Source organism: Solwaraspora sp. WMMD791 (assembly GCF_029581195.1).
Lineage (GTDB): Bacteria > Actinomycetota > Actinomycetes > Mycobacteriales > Micromonosporaceae > Micromonospora_E.
In genome coordinates this window covers 550,957-569,522 of record NZ_CP120737.1, presented here as the reverse complement: position 1 = coordinate 569,522, position 18,566 = coordinate 550,957, and the positions used below count along the sequence as shown (strand labels likewise).

Genomic DNA, 18,566 nt, shown 5'->3' with positions numbered 1-18,566 from the left:
TGCGGTCAGACCTGGGAGTCCCGGGGATCCCACCGGGCCCGGGCGCGCTCTCCGACGATGTTCAGGCTGAAGACGGTGAGGAACATGAACACGCCGGGAATCAGCGGTACGTGCGGATGGCGACGCAACTCCCGCAGGCCGCCTTCGGCGATCATGTTGCCCCAGGACGGTGCGGGTTGTTGCAGGCCGAGGCCGAGGAAGGCCAACGAGCCCTCCGCGACGATCAGCACCGCCGCGACGATGAAGGCGTAGGAGACCAATGGCAACGCCACGTTCGGCAGCAGCTCCCGGAACAGGATCCGGCGGTGCCGGGCACCCATCGCCCGGCTGGCGGTGACGAACTCCCGCTGCGCGAAGAGCAACGTGTTGGCGCGGGCCAGCCGGATCATCGTCGGGATGCCGACCACGGCCAGGGCCAGGCCGCTCTTGAGCACCGCCTCCGGCACGGTGCGGGGTGGACCGAGCACCGCGGCGAAGGCGATCAGCAGGACGAGCGCGGGAATCACCAGGGCGGCGTCGGCGAAGATCCCGATGACCACGTCGACCCAGCCCCGGAAGTAGCCGGCGAGCATCCCGACCGTACCGCCGATCAGCAGGCTCACCACGACGGTGCAGCCGACCGTCAGCAGGCTCACCCGCGCTCCGTGGATGGACCGGGCCAGCAGGTCGAGCCCGAACCCGTTCGTGCCGAGCGGGTTGGCCGAGAACAGGTCCGGCCGCGCGTAGCCGGCGACGCCGATCGTCAGGGTGGTGTCGTCGGCGTTGCCCAGCGGCAGCAGATCGGCGAGCAGGGCGCAGCCGGTGAGGACGACCAGCCAGCAGACGCTGAGCCAGAAGGCGAGGTCGGCCCGACGCCGTCGGGTACGGCTGAGTTCAGGCATGCCGTCTCCGGATCCGAGGGTCGAGGTAGCCGTACAGCACGTCCACGGCGAGATTCAGCAGCAGGTAGATGACCGCGATCAGCAGCACACCGCCCTGGACCAGCTTGTAGTCGTTGTTCTGGGCGGCGGTGATGATGACGTTGCCCACCCCGGGCAGCACGAAGACCGCTTCGACGATGATGGTGCCGCCCAGCAGTCGGCCGGCGCTGACCCCGGCGAGGGTGATCAACGAGAACGACGAGGGACGCAGCGCTTCCCGGAGCATGATGTGCCAGCCGGGCATGCCCTTGGCCTTCGCGGCCAGGATGAAGTCCTCCTGCAGGGTGGCGACCAGGTCGCCGCGCAGCAGGCGGGCGAAGACCGGCGCCTCGGCCAGCGCCAGGGTCAACGCGGGCAGGAACGCGTGCCACAGGTTCTGCCCCCACCCGGCGTCGGACGGCCGGGCCCACTGCCCCAGCGGGAACCAGCCGAGCTGGATGGCGAACACCAGCAGCAGGAGCAGGCCGACCAGGAACGGCGGGACCGAGATGACGCCGATGGTGCCGGCGGAGATCCACCGGTCGACCAGCCCGCCGGCCCGGTAGGCCGACCACATCGCCAGCGGGACGGCGATCAGCAGGGCCAGCACGATGGCCATCGCGGCGAGCTGCAGGTTCACCGGGAACGCGCGCAGCAGCCGGTCGGAGACGTTCTCGATCGGCGGGACGAGGTTCTGCCCGAGATCGCCGCGCAGTACGCCGCCGAGCCATTCGAGGTAGCGCTGCACCGGCGGCTGGTCCAACCCCATCTCGGTACGGATCCGCTGGTAGTCGGCGGCCGTCCCGGTGTTGCCGAGCACCTGGGCGGCGGGGTCACCCGGCCCCAGCTGGAGCAGCCCGAACGTGCCCACACTGACCAGGAACAACACTGGGACGAGCAGGGCCAGTTTGATCGCCACGGTCCGCAACATCAGCGTTGCCTCCCCTCGTCGTGGGTCACACCAACGGAGCCGGACCGCCGTCGACCTCGATGGTCTGACCGGTCAGGTAGGACGCGGCGTCGCTGGCCAGCCAGCGGATCGCCGCGGCGATCTCGGCAGGCCTGCCGATCCGGCCGAGGACCGCGATCCGCCCCATCGCGTCGATCTCGGCCGCGGTGCGGTTACGTTCCATCAACGGGGTCCGGACCGGCCCGGGCGCGACACAGTTGACCCGGACCCCGGCGGGACCGTGGTCGATGGCCAGTGCGCGGGTCAGTCCGACGACTCCGGCCTTGGCCGCGCAGTACGCCGGGTTGGCCCGCATGCCCCGCAGGCCGGCCCCGGACGAGACGTTGACGATCGACCCGCCGACCGCCGTCAGCTGCGGCAGCGCGGCCCGGCACATCAGGTAGACCGAGGTGAGGTTGAGCGCCACCCAGCGGTCCCACTCGGCGAGGTCGATGTCGAGCACGGTCCGGCCGGGCCGGCTGCCGCCCACCACGTTCACCAGCGTGTCGAGCCGCCCGTACCGGGTGACGGCCGCGTCGACCGCCGCGGTGGCCCCGGCCTCGGTGGTCGCGTCGGCGACCACCGCGACCGTCGTCGCCGGGTCCAGGCCGCTGCCGGCGAGGTCGGCGGCGGTGGCTGCCAGCCCGTCGGCGTCGACATCGGCCAGGACCACCCGGTGTCCCGCCTCGGCGAAGACCCGGGCGGTGGCCGCCCCGATGCCGTGGGCGGCTGCGGTGATCAGGGCCACCGGGGGTGCCGGGGTGGTGCCGGCGGCGCCGGCACCACCCCGCCCGCTGACCCGCGCCGACGGGTCAGCGGCGTCGGTCGCGGATCGGCTGGTCATCCCCGCGTCGCCTCACCGAGCAGCACCACGGTGTTGACGCTCTGCAGCACGCCGCTGATCTCGTCGGAGACCAGCACCACTTCCGGCTGGGCGGTCAGCGCGAGGAACGGCACGTCCTCGGCGTACGCCCGGGCGATCGTGGTGATCGCGGCCTTGACCTCGGCCTCGCTGCCGGACGCCCGGCCTGCGGCGATCGCCTCGTCGACGGCGGGGTTGACGTAGCCGGAGAAGTTCCCGCCGCCGGCGGTGACGTAGGTCGAGTTGAAGTCCCGGTTGAGGGCGAAGAACGGCTCGGCATCGGAGATCGACGATCCGAAGCAGGCCAGGTCGAAGTCCTTGCGCACGATGACCGCCGAGGTGTTCGCGGCGATCTCCTGCTGGTCGGTGAGCTCGACCTGCATGCCGGCCGCCTCCAACATGCCCTGTACGGCGGTCCCCCAGGTCGGCAGACCCGTGTGGCAGCTGACCCGGATGCGTCCGTCCCAGCCGTCGGCCTTGGCCTGCTCGACCAACTGGCGGGCCCGGTCGATGTCGTACGCGGGTCCGTCGACGCCGTCGTACCACCGGGACTCCGCGGAGATCAGCGCGGTGGACATGGTGCCGGATCCGCCGTACACCCGTTGTTTGAGCGTCTCGGGGTCGATGGCCGCGGCGACCGCCTGCCGGACCCGTTTGTCGGCGGTCGGAGCGGTGGACTCCAACTGCGTACCGTCGGGCTGGCCTTCGCAGCGCGGCGCCGGCTCGCCCTGCTGGCAGGTGATCGGGAACCCGTTGTTCATGATCAACGTGTCGTTGGCGGAGTACGGAACCCGGATGCCTTCGGCGCCGTCGGCCTCGGCGTCCGCGATCGCCCCGGCGTCGCGCAGGAAGGCCAGATCGACCGTGCCCGCCCGGAATGCCTCGTAGGTCTGCGGTCCGTCGCCCGCGTGGATGAACCGTAGCCCGTCGAGCGGGACGTCGCCGCCCCAGTACTCAGGGTTGCGGGTCAGGGTGAGCGACTCTCCAGGGCGGAACTCGTCGATGGTGAAGGGGCCCGCGCCGCCGCCCTGCGGGTCGGTGCCGAAGGCGTCGCCCTGGGCGGCCACGGCCGCCGGGTTGACCACCATGCCGGGCGTTCCGGCGAGGGCGAACGGAAAGTTGTTCCACGGGAAGGCCAGGGTGAACACCACCGTGCGGTCGTCCGGGGTGGCGTAGTCGGTGATCGGTGCGACCAGCGAACTGGCGTTGGACCGTGCCTCGGTGTGCCGCTGCAGATTCGCCACGACCGCCGCCGCGTCGTACGGCGCGCCGTCGCTGAAGGTGATCCCGGAGCGCAGGGTGAGCGTCCACTGGGTGAAGTCGTCGTTAGGGGTCAGCGACTCGGCGGTCTGCGGCTCGAAGGTGCCGCCGGCCGGGTCGTACCGCATGATCGTGTCGTAGAGCGCCGCGAGTTCCGCGCCGCCGGAGTTGCCGGTGCCAGCGACCTGGACCGGGTCGAGTGACTGGGTGGCGGACCAGGTGGCCATGGTGAGGATGCCGCCGGTCTCGCTGCTATCGCTGTCGTCGCCGCACGCGGCGACGCTGGCGAGCAGCAGCCCGGCCACCGCGACGCGGGCGGACGCCCCGTTCCACTTGTGTTTCCGACCAGTTGCCATCTGCTTCTCCTGGTAGCCGTGAAGCCCGAGGCTTTGTGAATGCCATGTAAACTAGCCGCGTCCCGGCCACCAATCAAGCGCTCGCTTGGATATTGTTACCCGAGCTCCACCTGACCGAGCAGGTCATCCGGCCAGGCGGCGCACCAAGCGCTTGATTGACACTGCTATGCTGACGCCCGCCCGTCGCATCGCAGACCCGAAAGAGGCACCGTGGCAGAGTCGCTGGATCGACGACAGCAGATCATCGCCTGCGCGGCGGCCTTCTTCGCCAGTCGTGGCGTGGCCGCCACCACGGTCCGGCAGATCGCCGACGAGGTCGGCATCCTGTCCGGCAGCCTGTACCACCACTTCGACTCGAAGGAAGCGATCGTCGAGGCGATCCTCGGCCCCTACCTGGAGGACCTGCGCCGGCGGTACGCCGAGGTACTGGCCGGGGAGAACGATCCGGCGACCCGGCTGCGCGAGCTGGTGCGCGCTTCGCTGGACACTGCCGCGGCCCACCCGCACGCCACCGAGATCTACCAGAACGACGTCAACTACCTGCGCGGTCTGGCCCGGTTCCACTACCTCAAGGACGTCGCCCGCGAGGTGCAGAGCGCCTGGCTCGGAGTGATCGACGCCGGGGTCGCCAGCGGAGCGTTCCGCGCCGACATCGACACCCGGGTCTTCTACCGCTTCATCCGCGACGCCGTCTGGCTCTCGGTCCGGTGGTTCCACCCCACCCCGGACTACCCCACCAGCCGACTCGCCGACCAGTGCACCGCGATCTTCCTCGACGGCCTCGCCGCCCGCCCGACCGAGAACGACCGGCCCGGACCCGCTCACCCTGCGGCGAGTCTCGCCGCGAGCGAGCGTCCGCTGAGGTAGCCGTACGTCATCCCGGCGGACAGGGTCGCCCCGGCACCCGGATAACCCGGCCCGAACGGGCTCGCCGCGACGTTGCCGCAGGCATACAGCCCACCGATCAGCTCTCCGTCGACGCCGCGCACCTGCCCGTTGCCGTCGCAGAGCGGACCACCCTTGGTGCCCAGACAGCCCAGGTGCAGCCGGACCGCGTAGTAGGGACCGGCGCCGAGCGGACGCAGGTTGCGGTGCGGCGTCACCGTCGGATCGCCCCGGTACCGGTCGTAGACGGTCGTCCCGCGGCCGAACTGCGGATCCCGTCCGTGCTCGGCATGCCGGTTGAACTCGGCGACCTGCGCGGTCAGTCCGTCCGGGTCGATGCCGACGGCGTCAGCCAGCTCGGTCAGGCTCGGTGCCGTCGCCATCCACCCCGGAGTCGGCGCGTCCGGGGTGGCCGTGGCCACCGAGTACGACGACCGGAACCGGTCGTCGAACACCAGCCAGCAGGGCAGGTTGGCGTACTCGTAGCGGATCGGGTCGAAGGTGGCCATCGCCTTACCCAGGTCGTTGTAGTTCATCGCCTCGTTCGAGAAGCGCCGGCCCTGCCGGTTGACGATGATCCCGCCCGGTAGCGCCCGCAGGCCCGAGGTGGGCCGGAACAGCGGCGCCCCGTCGTAGGTGTCACCGACCGCGTACACCATCGGACCCCACCAGGCCTCGCTCATGTTGCCGAGCGCGGCACCGACCTCCATCACCATGCGCAGCCCGTCCCCGGCGTTCGCCGGTGGGCTGGCCGGCGCGTCCATCGGTACGCCGAGAAAGCGCCCGACCATCTCCTGGTCCCATTCGAACCCACCGGAGGCGAGGACCACGCCCCGCTCCACGGCGATCTCCACCTCGCCGTCACCGGTGGCCACGGTGATCCCGTCGACCTGACCACCGGTACGCCGCAGCCGGACCGCCCGGGTCTGCGGATGCACCGAGGCACCGAGCCGCAGACAGCCGTGCAGGAGCTCACCCACCAGCGCGGCGCCCATCCCGACGACGCCCTTCGCGGTGCGTTCGGCGATCAGCGCCCAGTCCCACCGGTCGAGCGTGTCCATCCCCCACTGGTCCAGTTCGAGCTTGGTGACCGGCACGGTCGAGTGGGTCGGGCGCAACCTGCCACGCAGATCGCCGAGGAGATTCGCGTCGAACAGGTCACTCTGCAGGGTGCGTCCGCCGGGGTGGGCGCCGGGCAGGTCCGGCTGGTAGTCGGGATGCTCCAGGTTCGGGGTGAACCGCAGCCCGGTGTGCGCCACCACCAGGTCCAGCATCGGGTTGACCTGATCGACGAAGGTCTCGATGAGCTGGTCGGGAACCCGGCCCAGGGCGAGTCTGCGCAGGTAGGTCACTGCGTCGTCGCGGCTGTCCGGCACCCCCGCCTCGGCCAGCCAACGGTTCGCCGGGGCCCAGATGGAGCCACCGGAGACGACGGTGGTGCCGCCGATCACCGGGGCCTTCTCCACGATGGTGACCCGCAGGCCGGCGGCCGCGGCGGTCAGGGCCGCGGTCAGGCCGGCGGCCCCGGTCCCGACCACCACCACGTCGGTACGTCGTGGCAACTCGTGCATGCTCGTCTCCTGCCTCGTCAGGCGCTGGCCCGCCGGGCTTCGAGAGCCTGGCGGATGTTGCGCAGGAAGTCCTCGGCGGTCGGCTCCACCATCGGTCCCATCAGCAGCTCGACCATCGGGGCCATCGGCCCGCCCGGAGTGAGCTGCAGGTGGAAGCGCAGCCGGGACCGGCCCGTCCGGGGCGGCCCGGACGGTACGGGCATGCCCGGCTCCAGGTCGGCCGCCGCCAGAGGGTCGGTCGCCGCCGGGGAGTCGGTCGCCGCCGGAGGGTCGGTCGCCGCCGGAGGGTCGGTCGCCGATCCGGTTGGCGGGCGGGTCGCCCGGCGGCGGTTCAACCAGCGCAGTAGACGGCCGGCCAGGGCGAACCTGATCCGGCGCAGCAGTCCGGGGCGGTTCTGTTCCTCCGGCTCGGGCCGTCGCTGGTCTCCCGAGGCCGAGAGACCGTCGCCCGAGTCGGCCGCGGTGGCGTCACCGGCCACCGGCGGCGCGTCGATCGGCTCGATGTCGAAGCTGCCCTGCCCGGTGATCCGTTCGGTCAGCCCGGTGATGGTGAACTCGGCCCGCCGGCCCGGCTCCCAGACGGTGATGTCGGCCTGCAGGTCCACCTCACGGGCGAGGACCCCGACGTCACCGCGCAGCGTCCAGATCGACCGCCGATCGTCGACCAGGTCCAGCTTCTGGAAACCGACCAGGAAGTGCGCCCAGTTCGGGATCACCTCGACGAACGACCACACCTCGTCGACGCCGACGTCGATGTCGAGGGTGTAGCTGGCCTCAATCATGGTCGGGCCGGCCCGGCAGGATGGAGATCGGCTGCTGCCGCATGCTCCAGGTGAACTCGATGTCGATCGCGCCGGCCGGGCACTCCACCCGGCAGACGTCGCAGTAGCTGCACTCGTCCGGGTAGCGGACCATCTCCGCCACGCCCCGGTCGATGTGCAGAATGTCGCCCGGACAGACGTCCTGACAGATCCCGCAGAGCGTACAGAGGTTCTCATTGATCCGTGGTGCCATGGCTATCCCACCTTCCCGGCGAGCCGTGCTCCCCGCTCACCGACCAGTTCCACGACCGACCGGTTCTCCAGTTGCGCCGCACGCCAGGACGGGGTCGGCACGGTGTGCTCCAGGACCGGCTGCTCGCCGTCGTGTCCAGCCAGGATCGACACGCCGAGCCACCGCTGGTCGTCGGCGCCGGGCCGGTCGGTGCGGTAGTGGCCCATCAGGAAGCTGAACCGGCTCTCGTCGCGCTCCAGCGCGACGGCGGTCATCATCTCGTCGAACAGCCGCAGGTCGAACGCCTCATGAGCGCGCATCAGCTCGTGGCCGTTGCCGGCGTGGACCTCGCCGGCGGCGGCCGCGTACCCACGCAGGTACTCGGCGGCCTGCCGCAGTCCGATCTCGTTGCGGTCCATCCCGACGTACTTGGTCATCAGGTCCTGCAGCTGGTGCTCGTACTCACGCCAGCCGATCCCGCTGGTCCGGTTCAGCGGTGCCAGGGTCCGCCGTCGCTCGGCGGCCACCGCCGAGGCGTCCAGCACCGGCGCGGCGGCGGACCGGGCGAACTCGGCGGCGGTCCGGCCGATGACGTACCCGCTGGCCAGCGAGCCGGCCAGGGCGTACGCCGGGGTGGCCAGGTCGCCGGCGGCGAACAGCCCGGGGACCCGGGTCTGCCCGTCCGCGCCGACCACCACCCCCTTGGGCGACCCGGTGGCCGACCATGCGCCGTTGAACAGCTCGAACTCGACCGGGTGCCGGGCCAGGTCGATGCCGGACTGCTCCAGGAACTCCAGGAACAGCGGCGCGTCGTAGGAGATGTAGTCGCTGATCGCGGCGATCTCGGCGGGCGGCAGGTGGGTGCAGTCGATGTACACCGGGCCACGGCCGGCGAGCACCTCACCGGCCGCCTTGCCGACGATGCCGAACCCGAACCGCCGCTCCCCCTCGACGTCCGGCAGGTCGGCGATGAGCTGACCGTTGCCGTTGACCAGCCGGCCACCGGCCTCCAGTAGGTTGCCCATCGCGCCGGTGGCGAAGCCACGCGGGAAGAGGAAGGTCCCGAGGAACTCGATGTTGGCGGCCACCGCACCGGCCCGCGCGGCGAGGGCGAACCCGGTGGTGGCGTGATACGGCCGGTGGTAGGTGTGGAAGGCGTCGCGCCGGGGCGAGTTGAAGATGACCCGTTCGGCGTTGCCGGTGGCGACGATCACCGCGCCGGCGCGGAAGGTCAGGAATTCGCAGGACCGGATGTCGAAGCCGGTCGCGCCGACCGCGCGGCCGGTGTCGTCGAGCTGCACGCTGGTGGCGTGCACCCCGCCGATGATCCGGACCCCGTCGGTGGCCGCCGCCCGCTGCGCCAGCCGGGGCTTGATGTCGGCGCCGTCGAACTTGAGCACGATCGGCCCGGGCGTCCACATCCGGCCGACCCGCTCGTAGTCGCCGTCGGCGTTGCGCAGCGGCACGCCGGACTCCTCCAGGAACCGGCAGACGGCCGGCAACGGTTCGATGCCCAGCGGCCGGGCGACCGCCATGTCGACCAGTCCGAGGGCGATGTCGCAGTACCACTCGGCGAAGACCTCCGGGGTGTCCCAGGGCTCGCCGAGATCAAGGTAGGTGGTGAGGAAGGCCAGGCCCCGACCGGCGTCGCCGGAACGGCGTACCGATCTGGTCTTGTCGACCAGGACCACCGAGGCCCCGGATTCGGCGGCCCGGACGGCCGCCACACAGCCGGCGATTCCCCCACCGATGACGAGTACGTCGGATTCGATCACGTTGCCGTCCACCGGTGCCTCCTCCTATCGCCGGTGACTCGCCGTAGTCGACGGACACCGAAAGTCGATCATGTCATCGCGCCTGGTCAGCGGGGTCGGTCGAGCGGACCGGGTCATATCCACGGTGGCGGTGCCGCGACTGCGGCCCCGACCGGCCGCACCGTCAAACGGCTGGTCGGCACCCGGCCGATCAGCCAACCGAGCAGGTCTCCGGCGGTCCCGGACAGTTCCACCGGGCGGTCGGGGTCGGTACCACCGGCCCCGACGGCACCGGAGGGCGACCCCGGCCCCGTCTCCACCCGCCAGCTCCGCCGCCGATCGGTGGCCCGCAGTCGCACGGCCGGGCCCGTGCCACGGTGGCTGTAGGTGGCGGTCACCTCGTTCAGCAGCGCGTCGGTGAGCGGACCGGGCAGGTCGGCCAGGGTCCCGCCGAGGTCGAGGTCGGCCTGGTGCACCCAGACTTCCCGGACCCGCAGCCAGAGCACCTGGTCGGCGGGCACCTCGCGGCCCTGACCGGTACGGACGGTGGCCGACCAGGCGTCGTCGGGCATCGACCGGACCGCGTCGGCGAGCCGACCCGCCGCGCCGGCCAGGTCGGCGCGCAGTGCGTCGGCACCGCGCCCGGCACCGGCGTCGATGTCCGCGCCGCGCTGGGCGGCGCTGGCGTACATCGGGCTGACCGACCCGGTCCGCGCCCAGGTCAGCAGGTTCACCAGCGCGTCGGCGTTACGGGCCAGGTGGGTGACCAGGTGCGCCCGGGTCCAGCCGGGCAGCCGGCTCGGTGCCGCCGCGTCGGCGTCGGTGAGCTGGTCGACCAGTTCCCGGCACCGCTGTTCCCCGGCGGTCAGCCAGCCCATGGTGGCGGCGGCCTCCTCGCCGGTCACGGCCGCTCCGCCCGGCAGGTGTTGCGGCACTCGCCGACCCCACCGATCCGGGTGACCAGAACGTCACCGTCGGCCAGGTACCGGGGTGGTTTACGGGCATGACCCACGCCGCCGGGCGTCCCGGTGGCGATCACGTCGCCGGGCCGCAGGGTGCAGATGGTGGAGAGGTACGCCACCAGCCGTGGCGGGTCGAAAACCAGCTCGGTGCTGTCGGAGCTCTGCACCACCTCGCCGTTGACCAGGCATTCGACGCTGAGCCCGGCGTCGAGGTCGAGTTCGTCCGGGGTGACCAGGCAGGGTCCGAGCGGGGTGGTCGCCTCGAAGGTCTTGCCGGCCAGCCACTGCGGGGTGCGGTACTGCCAGTCACGGGCGGTGACATCGTTGAGCACGGTGTAGCCGGCGATCGCGGCGGCGGCCTGCTCGGGGTCGGCGTGCCGGACCGTGCTGCCGACGACGACCGCGAGTTCGGCCTCCCAGTCCATCGCGGTCGAGGCGGCCGGCAGTACGACCGGGTCGGTGGCTCCGATCAGCGCCGGTGGGTACTTGGCGAAGATCGTCGGATGTTCGGGCAGCTGGCGGCCCATTTCCAGGATGTGCCGGCGGTAGTTCAGCCCGACGCAGATGATCTTCTCCGGCCGGCTGACCAGCGGCGCGTGGTCGAGTCCATCGATCGGGTGCCGGGTGCCGTCGGCGGTGGCGGCGCGCTGCGCCCAGGCGGGGTCGGTGAGCAGTTCGCCGAGGTCGGCGGCGCCGACCTCGACCGCCGCGTCGGCGTCGACCCGGACCGCGGCGGTCCGGTCGCCGGTACGGATGGTGGCCAGTCTCATGCCGGATCACCCGCCGGCTGGTGGTGCAGGTGCAACGCCTGGTAGACGGGCGCGTCACTGAACCGGAACAAATCGGCGCCGGATCCGGTCCGCAGCCGCACCGGGCACCAGGATGGTACGGCGAACAGGTCGCCGGTGCGGACCTGATGTTCCCGGCCGTCGAGCTCGACGGTGGCCTGCCCACTGAAGACCTGCCACACCGACGAGCCGACCTCCCGGCGGGTCGCCGTGGCCGCCCCGGCGGCCAGCCGGTGCATCTCCAGGCGCAGCGTGGTCAGCGCGTCCCGCCCGGTGGTCGGATTGACGAAACGCACGGCGGCGTGGCCGGGTTCGACGAGCGCCGGATGGCCTTCGTCGGCGAGTTCCAGCTGCGCGGTGAGCGCCGCGTCGGTGTGCGCCCAGCGGTACGCCGGCAGTGGCGAGTGGACGGTGTCCCGGTCGACGGCGAGTGGACGGAGCCCAGGGTGGGCCCAGAGCCGCTCGCCCCGGGACACCGCCGGGGTCGACGTGTCGGTGAGGTCGTCCGGCCCGAACTCGAAGAACCCGGCGTCGAGTTGGGAGTTGAGTGGGATGTCGAGTCCGTCCAGCCAGACCATCGCGGTGTCGGCGGTGTTGTGGTGTTCGTGCCACGCCCAGCCCGGGGTCAGTAGCAGGTCGCCACGGCGCATTGCGACCGGATCGCCGTCGACGACCGTCCAGACGCCCTCCCCGTCGAGCACGAAGCGGAACGCGTTCTGACTGTGCCGGTGCGCCGGGGCGACCTCGCGCGGCCCGAGGTACTGCACGGCCGCCCAGAGGGTCGCGGTGGCGAACGGCTCGCCGGGCAGGCCGGGGTTGGCCAGGGCGATGGCCCGACGTTCGCCGCCGCGCCCGACCGGGACGAGGTCACCGGCGCGGGTGGCGAGCGGCAGCAGTCGGGTCCAGGGCCAGACGTGCGGCGCCGCCCGGGGCGTCGGGACCACCGGCATCAGACCGTCCCGTACGGTCCACAACGGGGCGAGTCCGGCGGCGTCGAAATCGGTGTAGAGCTGCTGCAGAGCGCGGTCCTGCACCGTGCCGGCAGCGGCCTCGGAGTCCAGGTCAACCATGTCGCCAGGTTAGGAACCTTCTTTACGACGGAATGATCGCGTGGTGATAATTCTCTGGTGCAGAACGCCGTGCCGTACCCCATCGAGTCCGTCGACAACGCCCTGCGGCTGATCCTGCTGTTGCGGGAGCGGTCCCGGCTCGGCGTGGCCGAAGCCGCCCGCCACCTCGGGGTGGCCCCGTCCACCGCCCACCGGCTGCTCGGCATGTTGAAGCACCACGGCTTCGCCGTCCAGGACGGCCGTCGGGCGTACCTGCCCGGACCGGTCTTCGCCGACCTGGGGCTGGTCGCCGGGCGGCCCGGCCCCGATCTGCGTACCGTGGTCCGGCCGCATCTGGAGCGGCTCAGCGGTGAACTGCAGGAGACCGTGCATCTGGCGGTCCTGCAGGGGACCGCCGTCAGGTTCCTCGACGGCGTGGAGGCCACCCACGGCCTGCGCGTCGGCTCCCGGGCCGGGATGTCGATGCCGGCGCATTGCACCTCCGGCGGCAAGGTCCTGCTTGCCCAGCTGAGCCCGGCGGAGCTGGAGGTGCTCTATCCCCGGGGCCTGCCGGCGGTGTACGGGCCCGCGGTCGAGGATCTGGCGACCCTGCGGCGCCAGTTGACTACCGCCCGCCGGCTCGGCTACGCGGTCAACCGCGAGGAGAGCGAGCGGGGCATCACCGGGATCGGGGTCTGCCTGCGCGACACGACGGGCCGGGTCCACGGCGCGCTGGCGGCCGGGATGCCCACCGCGCGTTGCCCCAACACTCGGATTCCCGAGGTCGCGGCGGCACTGCGCAGCGCCGCCGGGCTGATCGCCACCGAACTGGGCGGGAGCTGACCCCGGCACCAAGCTGCAACACCGGCGCAACACCCCGTTGACGAAGCAAGCGCTTTGTTGGTAGCTTCCTCGCCTACTCTCGCCGGCGCCGTGCCGTGCCGCACCGCTGGTAGAGCAACTGCCGCCTACCGAAGGTGGGACCGAAAAGTGAGATCCGTACACCGCACACTCGCGCCGTTACTGGCGTTGTCCCTGCTGCCGCTCGCCGCTTGCAGCACCAGTGCCGACACCGACTCCGACACCACCGACGACAACGCCGCCGCCGCGCCCGGCTGTCCGCCGGCGACGTCCGGCTCGGTGGCCCACGACCCGACCGCGATCCTCAAGTACGGCAGCGTGCCGGCCAGCTCGCTCGATCCGATCCGGATGGTCGAAGCCAACGAGATCACCGTGCTGCAGACGATCTTCGACCCGCTGGTCAAGCTCGACGCCGCCGACCAACCGATACCCGGCCTGGCCACCGGGTGGAGCGTCGTCGACGACAACGTCATGGAGTTCACCCTCCGCGAAGGTGTCGTCTTCTCCGACGGCACCCCGTTCGACGCCGAGGCGGTGCGCTTCAACATCGACCGGGCGATGAACGACGAGGAGTCGAACATCAAGGGCGACCTGGCCAACGTCCAGGCCGTCGAGGTGGTCGACGAGTACACCGTACGGTTCGAGCTGGATCCGCCGAACCCGGCCGCCTTCCCGATCGTCCTGTCCGACCGGCCCGGGCTGATGGCCTCGCCCACCGCGGTGCGGGCCGCCGGCTCCTCCACCGCGTTCAGCGACGCGCCGGTCGGCGCCGGTCCGTACGCCGTCGAAGGCCCCTGGTACGCCCGGGAGAAGGTCAGTGTCCGGGCCTGGGACGGCTACTGGAACGCCGAGGAGCGGCTGCTCGGCGGGATCGACTTCGTCGAGACCTCCACCGACGCCAGTCTCGGCGCACTGCAGGCCGGCGACCTGGACGTGCAGTACATCGAGGACGACAAGGTCGCCGCGGCCTGCGCCGACGACCGGCTGCGGGTGATGTCCTCGTCGACCAACGAGGTCCGGGCGTTGCTGATCAACCAGGCGATGGAGCCGTTCGACGACGTCCGGGTCCGCCAGGCCCTGCAGTACGCCCTGGACCGCGAGGCGATCACCGAGGCGCTGACCGACGGTCGGTCCGAGGCGGCCACCCAGTGGTTCCCGGAGGGCTCGGTGCCCTACTCGCCCGAACTGGCCGACGCCTACCCGTACGATCCGCAACGGGCCCGGGAGCTGCTGGCCGAGGCAGGCTACCCGGACGGGGTGACCTTCACCGCCGAGATCGGCGGCACCTTCACCGCGTACGTCCGGATGGGTGAGCTGGTGCAGGCGCAACTGGAGCAGGCCGGGTTCACCATGGACCTGCAGCTGATCGACCCGGCGCAGATGCTGGCCCGGCTGTACGGCACCGCCGACTCGCCGCCGCAGATCGCGGCCGCACCGCTGGCCATGGCACCGGCCCGGTCACCGTCCAGCCGGTTCCGGGAACGGTTCTTCGAGGACGGCCGGTACAACCCGTCCGGCGAAACCATCCCCGGCCTGCGGGACCTGGTCGTCCAAGCGGACGCCGCGGTCGACCCCGACGAGCGGGCCGACCTGCTGCGCCAGGCGGCCACCCTGGTCTCCGAGGAGGCCGCCGCCGGAGTGCCGCTGTTCTTCGTCGCCGGCCACACCGCGATGGGGGCCCACGTCGGCGGGGTACAGCGCGGCTCCACCCGGTCGAACATGATCTTCGACGGGCTGTACATCACCGAGGGCCGGGTACCGGTGGGCTGACCACCCGGACCGCCTTCGCGGGCGGTCGCAGCGGCGTCGCGGGATCCGTCGGACGGATCCCGCGACGCCGAGGTGTGCCGGCGGCACGGATGTCCGCGAGGCCGGGACGGTGGTGGGTCAGGCCAGCGCGCCGCCGTCGGCGCGCAGCACGCTGCCGGCGACGAACGACGCGTCCGGCGAGGCCAGGAACGCGATGGTGCGGGCGATCTCGGCCGGTTCCGCCCGCCGGCCGGTCGGCCGCACCGGGGCCGGGCCGGCGGCCGCACCGCCGGTCGACGCGGCATCGCCGCCGCTCAGCGCGGCCCGCATCCCGTCGGCCAGCAGGGTCCGCACCGCGCCGGGGCAGAGCACGTTGATCCGTACGCCGGCCGGGCCGTACTCGGCCGCCAGCGAGCGCATCAGCGCGATCAGCCCGCCCTTGGACGCCGCGTACACCGCGCTGCCGGACCAGCCGCGCAGCCCGGCCACCGAGGAGACCGCCACGACGGTGCCACCGGTGGCCACCAGGTGCGGCATCGCGGCCTGGGCCAACAGGAACGGTGCCCGCAGGTTGACGTCGAGCACCCGGTCCCACTCGGCGACGGTGACCGCGTCGGACGGTCCGGCCTGACCCACCCCGGCGACCAGGGCGAGCACGTCGATCCGGCCGTACCGGCGTAGACAGGTCTCGACGACGGTGGCCGCCGCCGCAGGCCCGGCCAGGTCGGCGGTGAGCGTCCCGACCCGGCCACCGGCGGCTCCCACCTGCTCGCGCAGCGCGGCGAGACCGACGGGGTCGACGTCCACCCCGAGTACGGTGTCGCCGCACGCGGCGAGGTGCTCGGCGGTGGCCCGGCCGATGCCGGCGGCTGCCCCGGTGACCACCGCGACCCGTGGCTCAGCCATCCAGCACCGCCCGCAGCACGGCGAACGCCTGCGCGGTCGCGGTCCGGCCGGTGTCCAACTGGTGCCACTGGGTGAAGAAGCCGTGCGCCACACCGGGATGGCTGGCCAGGGTCACCGCGACCCCGGCGGCGCGCAGCCGGGCCGCGTACGCCTCGTTCTCGCTGCGCAGCGGGCAGTGTTCGGCGGTGACCAGGTAGGTCGGCGGCAGGCCGGCCAGATCGCCGGCGCGCAGCGGGCAGGCCGCCGGCTGGTCCGGGTCGGCGTCGCCCAGATACTGGTGCCAGTACCAGCGCAGATGGTCGACGGTGACCGCGTACCCGTGGCCGTTGCTGCGGTAGGAGTCGGTGTCGAACCGGTGGTCGAGCATCGGGTAGACCAGCAGCTGGTACGCCAGGGCCGGGCCGCCGCGCGCGGCGGCGAGTTGGGCGGCGACCGCGGCGAGGTTGCCGCCGGCGCTGTCGCCGGCCACCGCGATCCGCGCCGGGTCGACACCCAGCGCGGCGGCGTTGCCGGCGGTCCAAGCGGTCGCGGCGTAGGCGTCCTCGGCGGCGGCCGGGAACCGGTGCTCGGGGGCGAGCCGGTAGTCGACCGACACCACCACCGCACCGCTGTCGCGGGCCATCAGTCGGCACAGCCCGTCGTGGGTGTCCAGCGAGCAGAACGTGAAGCCGCCGCCGTGGCAGAACACGACCGCCGGCTGCGGCCGCCCGGTCGGCGCCGGGTGGTAGACCCGCACCCGCAGACCGGCCGGACCGGCGCGGTGTTCGGCGACCCGGTACACCGGCGGGCCGGCCGGCGGGTTGCCCGGCCGGGTGGCGAGGATCCGCCGTGCCTCGGCGGCGTCGTGCACCTCGGTGCCGAGCGCCGGCATCCGCCGGGCGGCCGCTGCCACCGCGGCGGCGGACTGCGGATCGAGTGCCATGGGTCAGACCACCGGATCGTTCGCCGGGTACGGATCGGGTGCCGGGTCGTCGAGGCGCAGACCCGGGTAGCCGGCCGCGGCGATCTCGTCGCACCGCCGCCGGTAGCGGTCCAGCCCGCCGACGTACGGCAGGAAGACCCGGGGTTTGCCGGGTACGTTCGCGCCGATGAACCACGAGTCGGCCTGCGGGTAGAGGGTGGCCGCGGCGAGACCGGCGACGTGCGCCACCCACGCGTCCTGGTGGTCGGGGTCGGCCTCCACCCGGGTCACTTCCCGGTCGCGCAGGTACCCGAGCAGGTCGGCGAGCCATTCGACGTGCTGCTCGATCGCCATGATCACGTTGACCAGCACCGACGGGCTGCCCGGCCCGGTGACGGTGAACATGTTCGGAAAGCCGGCGACGGCCAGTCCGAGGTAGCTGCGCGGCCCGTCGGCCCACACCTGGCGCAGCGACCGCCCACCGCAGCCCCGGATGTCGATGCGGGTCAGCGCTCCGGTCATCGCGTCGTAGCCGGTGGCGAAGACGACCGCGTCGACCGGGTACTCCCGGCGGCTGGTCCGCACGCCGCCCGGGGTCAGTTCCACGATCGGCTCGGTCCGTACGTCGACCAGGTCGACGTCGGCGCGGTTGAAGGTCTCGAAGTATCCGGTGTCGCGGCAGATCCGCTTCGTCCCGATCGGGTGGCCCTGCGGGCAGAGCAGTTCGGCGGTGGCCGGGTCGGTCACCGTGGCCCGGATCTTCTCCCGGACGAAGTCGGCGACCGCGCGGTTGGCGTCGGCGTCGGTCAGCACGTCGGTGAACGCGGTCAGGAAGGACACCTCGCCGTCACGCCAGCGCTGCTCCAGCTCGGCCCGGCGGACCTGCTCGGGGACCTGCAGCACCCCCTTGCCCGTCCGCCGGTGCAGCGCCCGTGGGTTCTCCCGCATCATCGCCCGGATCTGCGGGTACCTGGCCTTGACGTCGGCCTGTTCGCCGGGCAGCAGCGGCCGGTTGCGGGCCGGCAGGCTGAAGTTGGCGGTCCGTTGGAAGACCGTCAGGTGTGCCGCCTGCTCGGCGATCGGCGGGATCACCTGGATGCCGGACGACCCGGTGCCGACGACAGCGACCCGCTGGCCGGTGAAGTCGACCTCGCGGTGCGGCCACTGTCCAGTATGGTAGATCGGGCCGGTGAAGTCACGCTGGCCGGGCCAGTCCGGGGTCCGGGCGGCGGACAGGCATCCGACGGCGGTGATCAGGAACCGGCCGACGAAGGTACGCCCGCCATCTGCGCGCAGCCGCCACAGCCGGGCCTGTTCGTCGAAGTCGGCGGTCCGGATCCGGGTGTCGAAGGTGATGTCACGGCGCAGGTCGAACCGGTCGGCGACGTGTTCGGCGTACCGCAGGATCTCCGGCTGGGCGGCGAACCGCTCGGTCCACTCCCACTCCTGCTGCAGCGGCTCGGAGAACGAGTAGGAGTACTCCAGACTCGCCACGTCGCAGCGGGCACCGGGGTACCGGTTCCAGTACCAGGTGCCGCCGACGCCGCCAGCCGCCTCGACCGCGTGCACGGTGAAGCCGAGCGCGCGCAGCTTGTGGATCAGGTACATCCCGGCGAACCCGGCCCCGACGACCAGCACGTCGTGCCGGTCCGCCGGACCGGCGGGGTCGTCGACCGTGGTGTCCGTCGTCATCCCGACCGACGCTAGCCAACCGAGCGCTTGTTCGTCAACGTGGCTGCCGGGGGACGACGGACGGGGGCATGCCGGATCACCGGGACCGACGAGCATTGACGAACAAGCGCTCGTTAGGTAGGTTGCCCG

17 protein-coding genes are annotated in these 18,566 nt (G+C 72.1%); 3 read left to right on the top strand and 14 right to left on the bottom strand.

All coding sequences use genetic code 11. The features are described 5' to 3' along the window. Nucleotides 1-5: 5 nt before the first annotated feature. From O7623_RS02475 to O7623_RS02460, 4 genes are read right to left on the bottom strand one after another with little or no spacing between them, the layout of a single operon-like run. Nucleotides 6-881 carry an ABC transporter permease gene (locus tag O7623_RS02475; protein WP_282226944.1) on the bottom strand — a complete coding sequence of 292 codons (876 nt, stop codon included), beginning with the start codon at nt 879-881 and terminating at the stop codon, nt 6-8. Then, entirely contained in the window at nt 874-1,830 is a 957-nt protein-coding gene (locus tag O7623_RS02470; RefSeq protein ID WP_282226943.1) for an ABC transporter permease, read from the bottom strand. The genes O7623_RS02475 and O7623_RS02470 overlap by 8 nt, the downstream gene beginning before the upstream one ends. Before the next feature lie 25 nt (nt 1,831-1,855). Further along, the gene (locus tag O7623_RS02465) at nt 1,856-2,692 is read right to left on the bottom strand and encodes an SDR family oxidoreductase (RefSeq protein WP_282226942.1); all 837 of its coding nucleotides are present in this window, start codon (nt 2,690-2,692) and stop codon (nt 1,856-1,858) included. Beyond that, nucleotides 2,689-4,326 carry an ABC transporter substrate-binding protein gene (locus O7623_RS02460; protein WP_282226941.1) on the bottom strand — a complete coding sequence of 546 codons (1,638 nt, stop codon included), beginning with the start codon at nt 4,324-4,326 and terminating at the stop codon, nt 2,689-2,691. The genes O7623_RS02465 and O7623_RS02460 overlap by 4 nt, the downstream gene beginning before the upstream one ends. Before the next feature lie 210 nt (nt 4,327-4,536). Here O7623_RS02460 and O7623_RS02455 point away from each other — a divergent pair, with 210 nt between their 5' ends. Beyond that, on the top strand, nt 4,537-5,193 hold the full coding sequence (locus O7623_RS02455; protein ID WP_282226940.1) for a TetR/AcrR family transcriptional regulator: 657 nt from the start codon (nt 4,537-4,539) through the stop codon (nt 5,191-5,193). Here O7623_RS02455 and O7623_RS02450 read toward each other — a convergent pair. The 7 genes from O7623_RS02450 to O7623_RS02420 all read right to left on the bottom strand — a co-directional run bounded on the left by O7623_RS02450 (nt 5,148) and on the right by O7623_RS02420 (nt 12,349). Continuing rightward, the gene (locus tag O7623_RS02450; protein WP_282226939.1) at nt 5,148-6,782 is read right to left on the bottom strand and encodes an FAD-dependent oxidoreductase; all 1,635 of its coding nucleotides are present in this window, start codon (nt 6,780-6,782) and stop codon (nt 5,148-5,150) included. The two genes, O7623_RS02455 and O7623_RS02450, sit on opposite strands and share 46 nt — an antisense overlap. A gap of 17 nt (nt 6,783-6,799) precedes the next feature. Beyond that, complete coding sequence (locus tag O7623_RS02445; RefSeq protein ID WP_282226938.1) at nt 6,800-7,564, bottom strand: hypothetical protein; 765 nt, start codon at nt 7,562-7,564, stop codon at nt 6,800-6,802. Then, the gene (locus O7623_RS02440) at nt 7,557-7,796 is read right to left on the bottom strand and encodes a 4Fe-4S binding protein (protein ID WP_123602230.1); all 240 of its coding nucleotides are present in this window, start codon (nt 7,794-7,796) and stop codon (nt 7,557-7,559) included. The genes O7623_RS02445 and O7623_RS02440 overlap by 8 nt, the downstream gene beginning before the upstream one ends. A 2-nt stretch (nt 7,797-7,798) precedes the next feature. Then, on the bottom strand, nt 7,799-9,562 hold the full coding sequence (locus tag O7623_RS02435) for an FAD-dependent oxidoreductase (protein ID WP_282226937.1): 1,764 nt from the start codon (nt 9,560-9,562) through the stop codon (nt 7,799-7,801). A gap of 101 nt (nt 9,563-9,663) precedes the next feature. After that, nucleotides 9,664-10,434 carry a maleylpyruvate isomerase family mycothiol-dependent enzyme gene (locus O7623_RS02430; protein ID WP_282226936.1) on the bottom strand — a complete coding sequence of 257 codons (771 nt, stop codon included), beginning with the start codon at nt 10,432-10,434 and terminating at the stop codon, nt 9,664-9,666. Beyond that, the gene (locus O7623_RS02425) at nt 10,431-11,261 is read right to left on the bottom strand and encodes a fumarylacetoacetate hydrolase family protein (RefSeq protein WP_282226935.1); all 831 of its coding nucleotides are present in this window, start codon (nt 11,259-11,261) and stop codon (nt 10,431-10,433) included. Before O7623_RS02425 ends, O7623_RS02430 begins: the two co-directional genes overlap by 4 nt. Next, complete coding sequence (locus O7623_RS02420) at nt 11,258-12,349, bottom strand: cupin domain-containing protein (protein ID WP_282226934.1); 1,092 nt, start codon at nt 12,347-12,349, stop codon at nt 11,258-11,260. Before O7623_RS02420 ends, O7623_RS02425 begins: the two co-directional genes overlap by 4 nt. Before the next feature lie 57 nt (nt 12,350-12,406). Here O7623_RS02420 and O7623_RS02415 point away from each other — a divergent pair, with 57 nt between their 5' ends. Then, nucleotides 12,407-13,171 (top strand): IclR family transcriptional regulator, encoded by a 765-nt coding sequence (locus O7623_RS02415; RefSeq protein WP_282226933.1) that lies wholly within the window; start codon nt 12,407-12,409, stop codon nt 13,169-13,171. A 147-nt stretch (nt 13,172-13,318) separates the two neighbouring features. Further along, nucleotides 13,319-14,959, top strand: a complete 1,641-nt coding sequence (locus O7623_RS02410; RefSeq protein ID WP_282226932.1) for an ABC transporter substrate-binding protein — start codon at nt 13,319-13,321, stop codon at nt 14,957-14,959. Nucleotides 14,960-15,076: 117 nt separating this feature from the next. On the opposite strand, the gene O7623_RS02405 is transcribed toward O7623_RS02410, so the two are convergent. The 3 genes from O7623_RS02405 to O7623_RS02395 are packed head-to-tail and all read right to left on the bottom strand — an operon-like array spanning nt 15,077 to nt 18,437. After that, nucleotides 15,077-15,844: an SDR family oxidoreductase gene (locus O7623_RS02405; RefSeq protein ID WP_282226931.1), complete on the bottom strand. Its 768-nt coding sequence runs from the start codon at nt 15,842-15,844 to the stop codon at nt 15,077-15,079. Continuing rightward, a complete protein-coding gene (locus O7623_RS02400; RefSeq protein WP_282226930.1) occupies nt 15,837-16,766 on the bottom strand; it encodes an alpha/beta hydrolase in 930 nt (309 codons plus the stop codon). Before O7623_RS02400 ends, O7623_RS02405 begins: the two co-directional genes overlap by 8 nt. 3 nt (nt 16,767-16,769) lie before the next feature. Further along, nucleotides 16,770-18,437, bottom strand: coding sequence for an NAD(P)/FAD-dependent oxidoreductase (locus tag O7623_RS02395; protein WP_282226929.1), 1,668 nt, complete (start codon nt 18,435-18,437; stop codon nt 16,770-16,772). Between the last annotated feature and the right edge of the window lie 129 nt (nt 18,438-18,566).

Excerpts from the sequence above, each read along its gene's own strand:
- O7623_RS02475 (WP_282226944.1), bottom strand. The coding sequence starts at position 881 with ATGCCTGAACTCAGCCGTACCCGACGGCGTCGGGCCGACCTCGCCTTC.
- O7623_RS02470 (WP_282226943.1), bottom strand. The coding sequence starts at position 1,830 with ATGTTGCGGACCGTGGCGATCAAACTGGCCCTGCTCGTCCCAGTGTTG.
- O7623_RS02465 (WP_282226942.1), bottom strand. The coding sequence starts at position 2,692 with ATGACCAGCCGATCCGCGACCGACGCCGCTGACCCGTCGGCGCGGGTC.
- O7623_RS02460 (WP_282226941.1), bottom strand. The coding sequence starts at position 4,326 with ATGGCAACTGGTCGGAAACACAAGTGGAACGGGGCGTCCGCCCGCGTC.
- O7623_RS02450 (WP_282226939.1), bottom strand. The coding sequence starts at position 6,782 with ATGCACGAGTTGCCACGACGTACCGACGTGGTGGTGGTCGGGACCGGG.
- O7623_RS02445 (WP_282226938.1), bottom strand. The coding sequence starts at position 7,564 with ATGATTGAGGCCAGCTACACCCTCGACATCGACGTCGGCGTCGACGAG.
- O7623_RS02440 (WP_123602230.1), bottom strand. The coding sequence starts at position 7,796 with ATGGCACCACGGATCAATGAGAACCTCTGTACGCTCTGCGGGATCTGT.
- O7623_RS02425 (WP_282226935.1), bottom strand. The coding sequence starts at position 11,261 with ATGAGACTGGCCACCATCCGTACCGGCGACCGGACCGCCGCGGTCCGG.
- O7623_RS02420 (WP_282226934.1), bottom strand. The coding sequence starts at position 12,349 with ATGGTTGACCTGGACTCCGAGGCCGCTGCCGGCACGGTGCAGGACCGC.
- O7623_RS02405 (WP_282226931.1), bottom strand. The coding sequence starts at position 15,844 with ATGGCTGAGCCACGGGTCGCGGTGGTCACCGGGGCAGCCGCCGGCATC.
- O7623_RS02400 (WP_282226930.1), bottom strand. The coding sequence starts at position 16,766 with ATGGCACTCGATCCGCAGTCCGCCGCCGCGGTGGCAGCGGCCGCCCGG.
- O7623_RS02395 (WP_282226929.1), bottom strand. The coding sequence starts at position 18,437 with ATGACGACGGACACCACGGTCGACGACCCCGCCGGTCCGGCGGACCGG.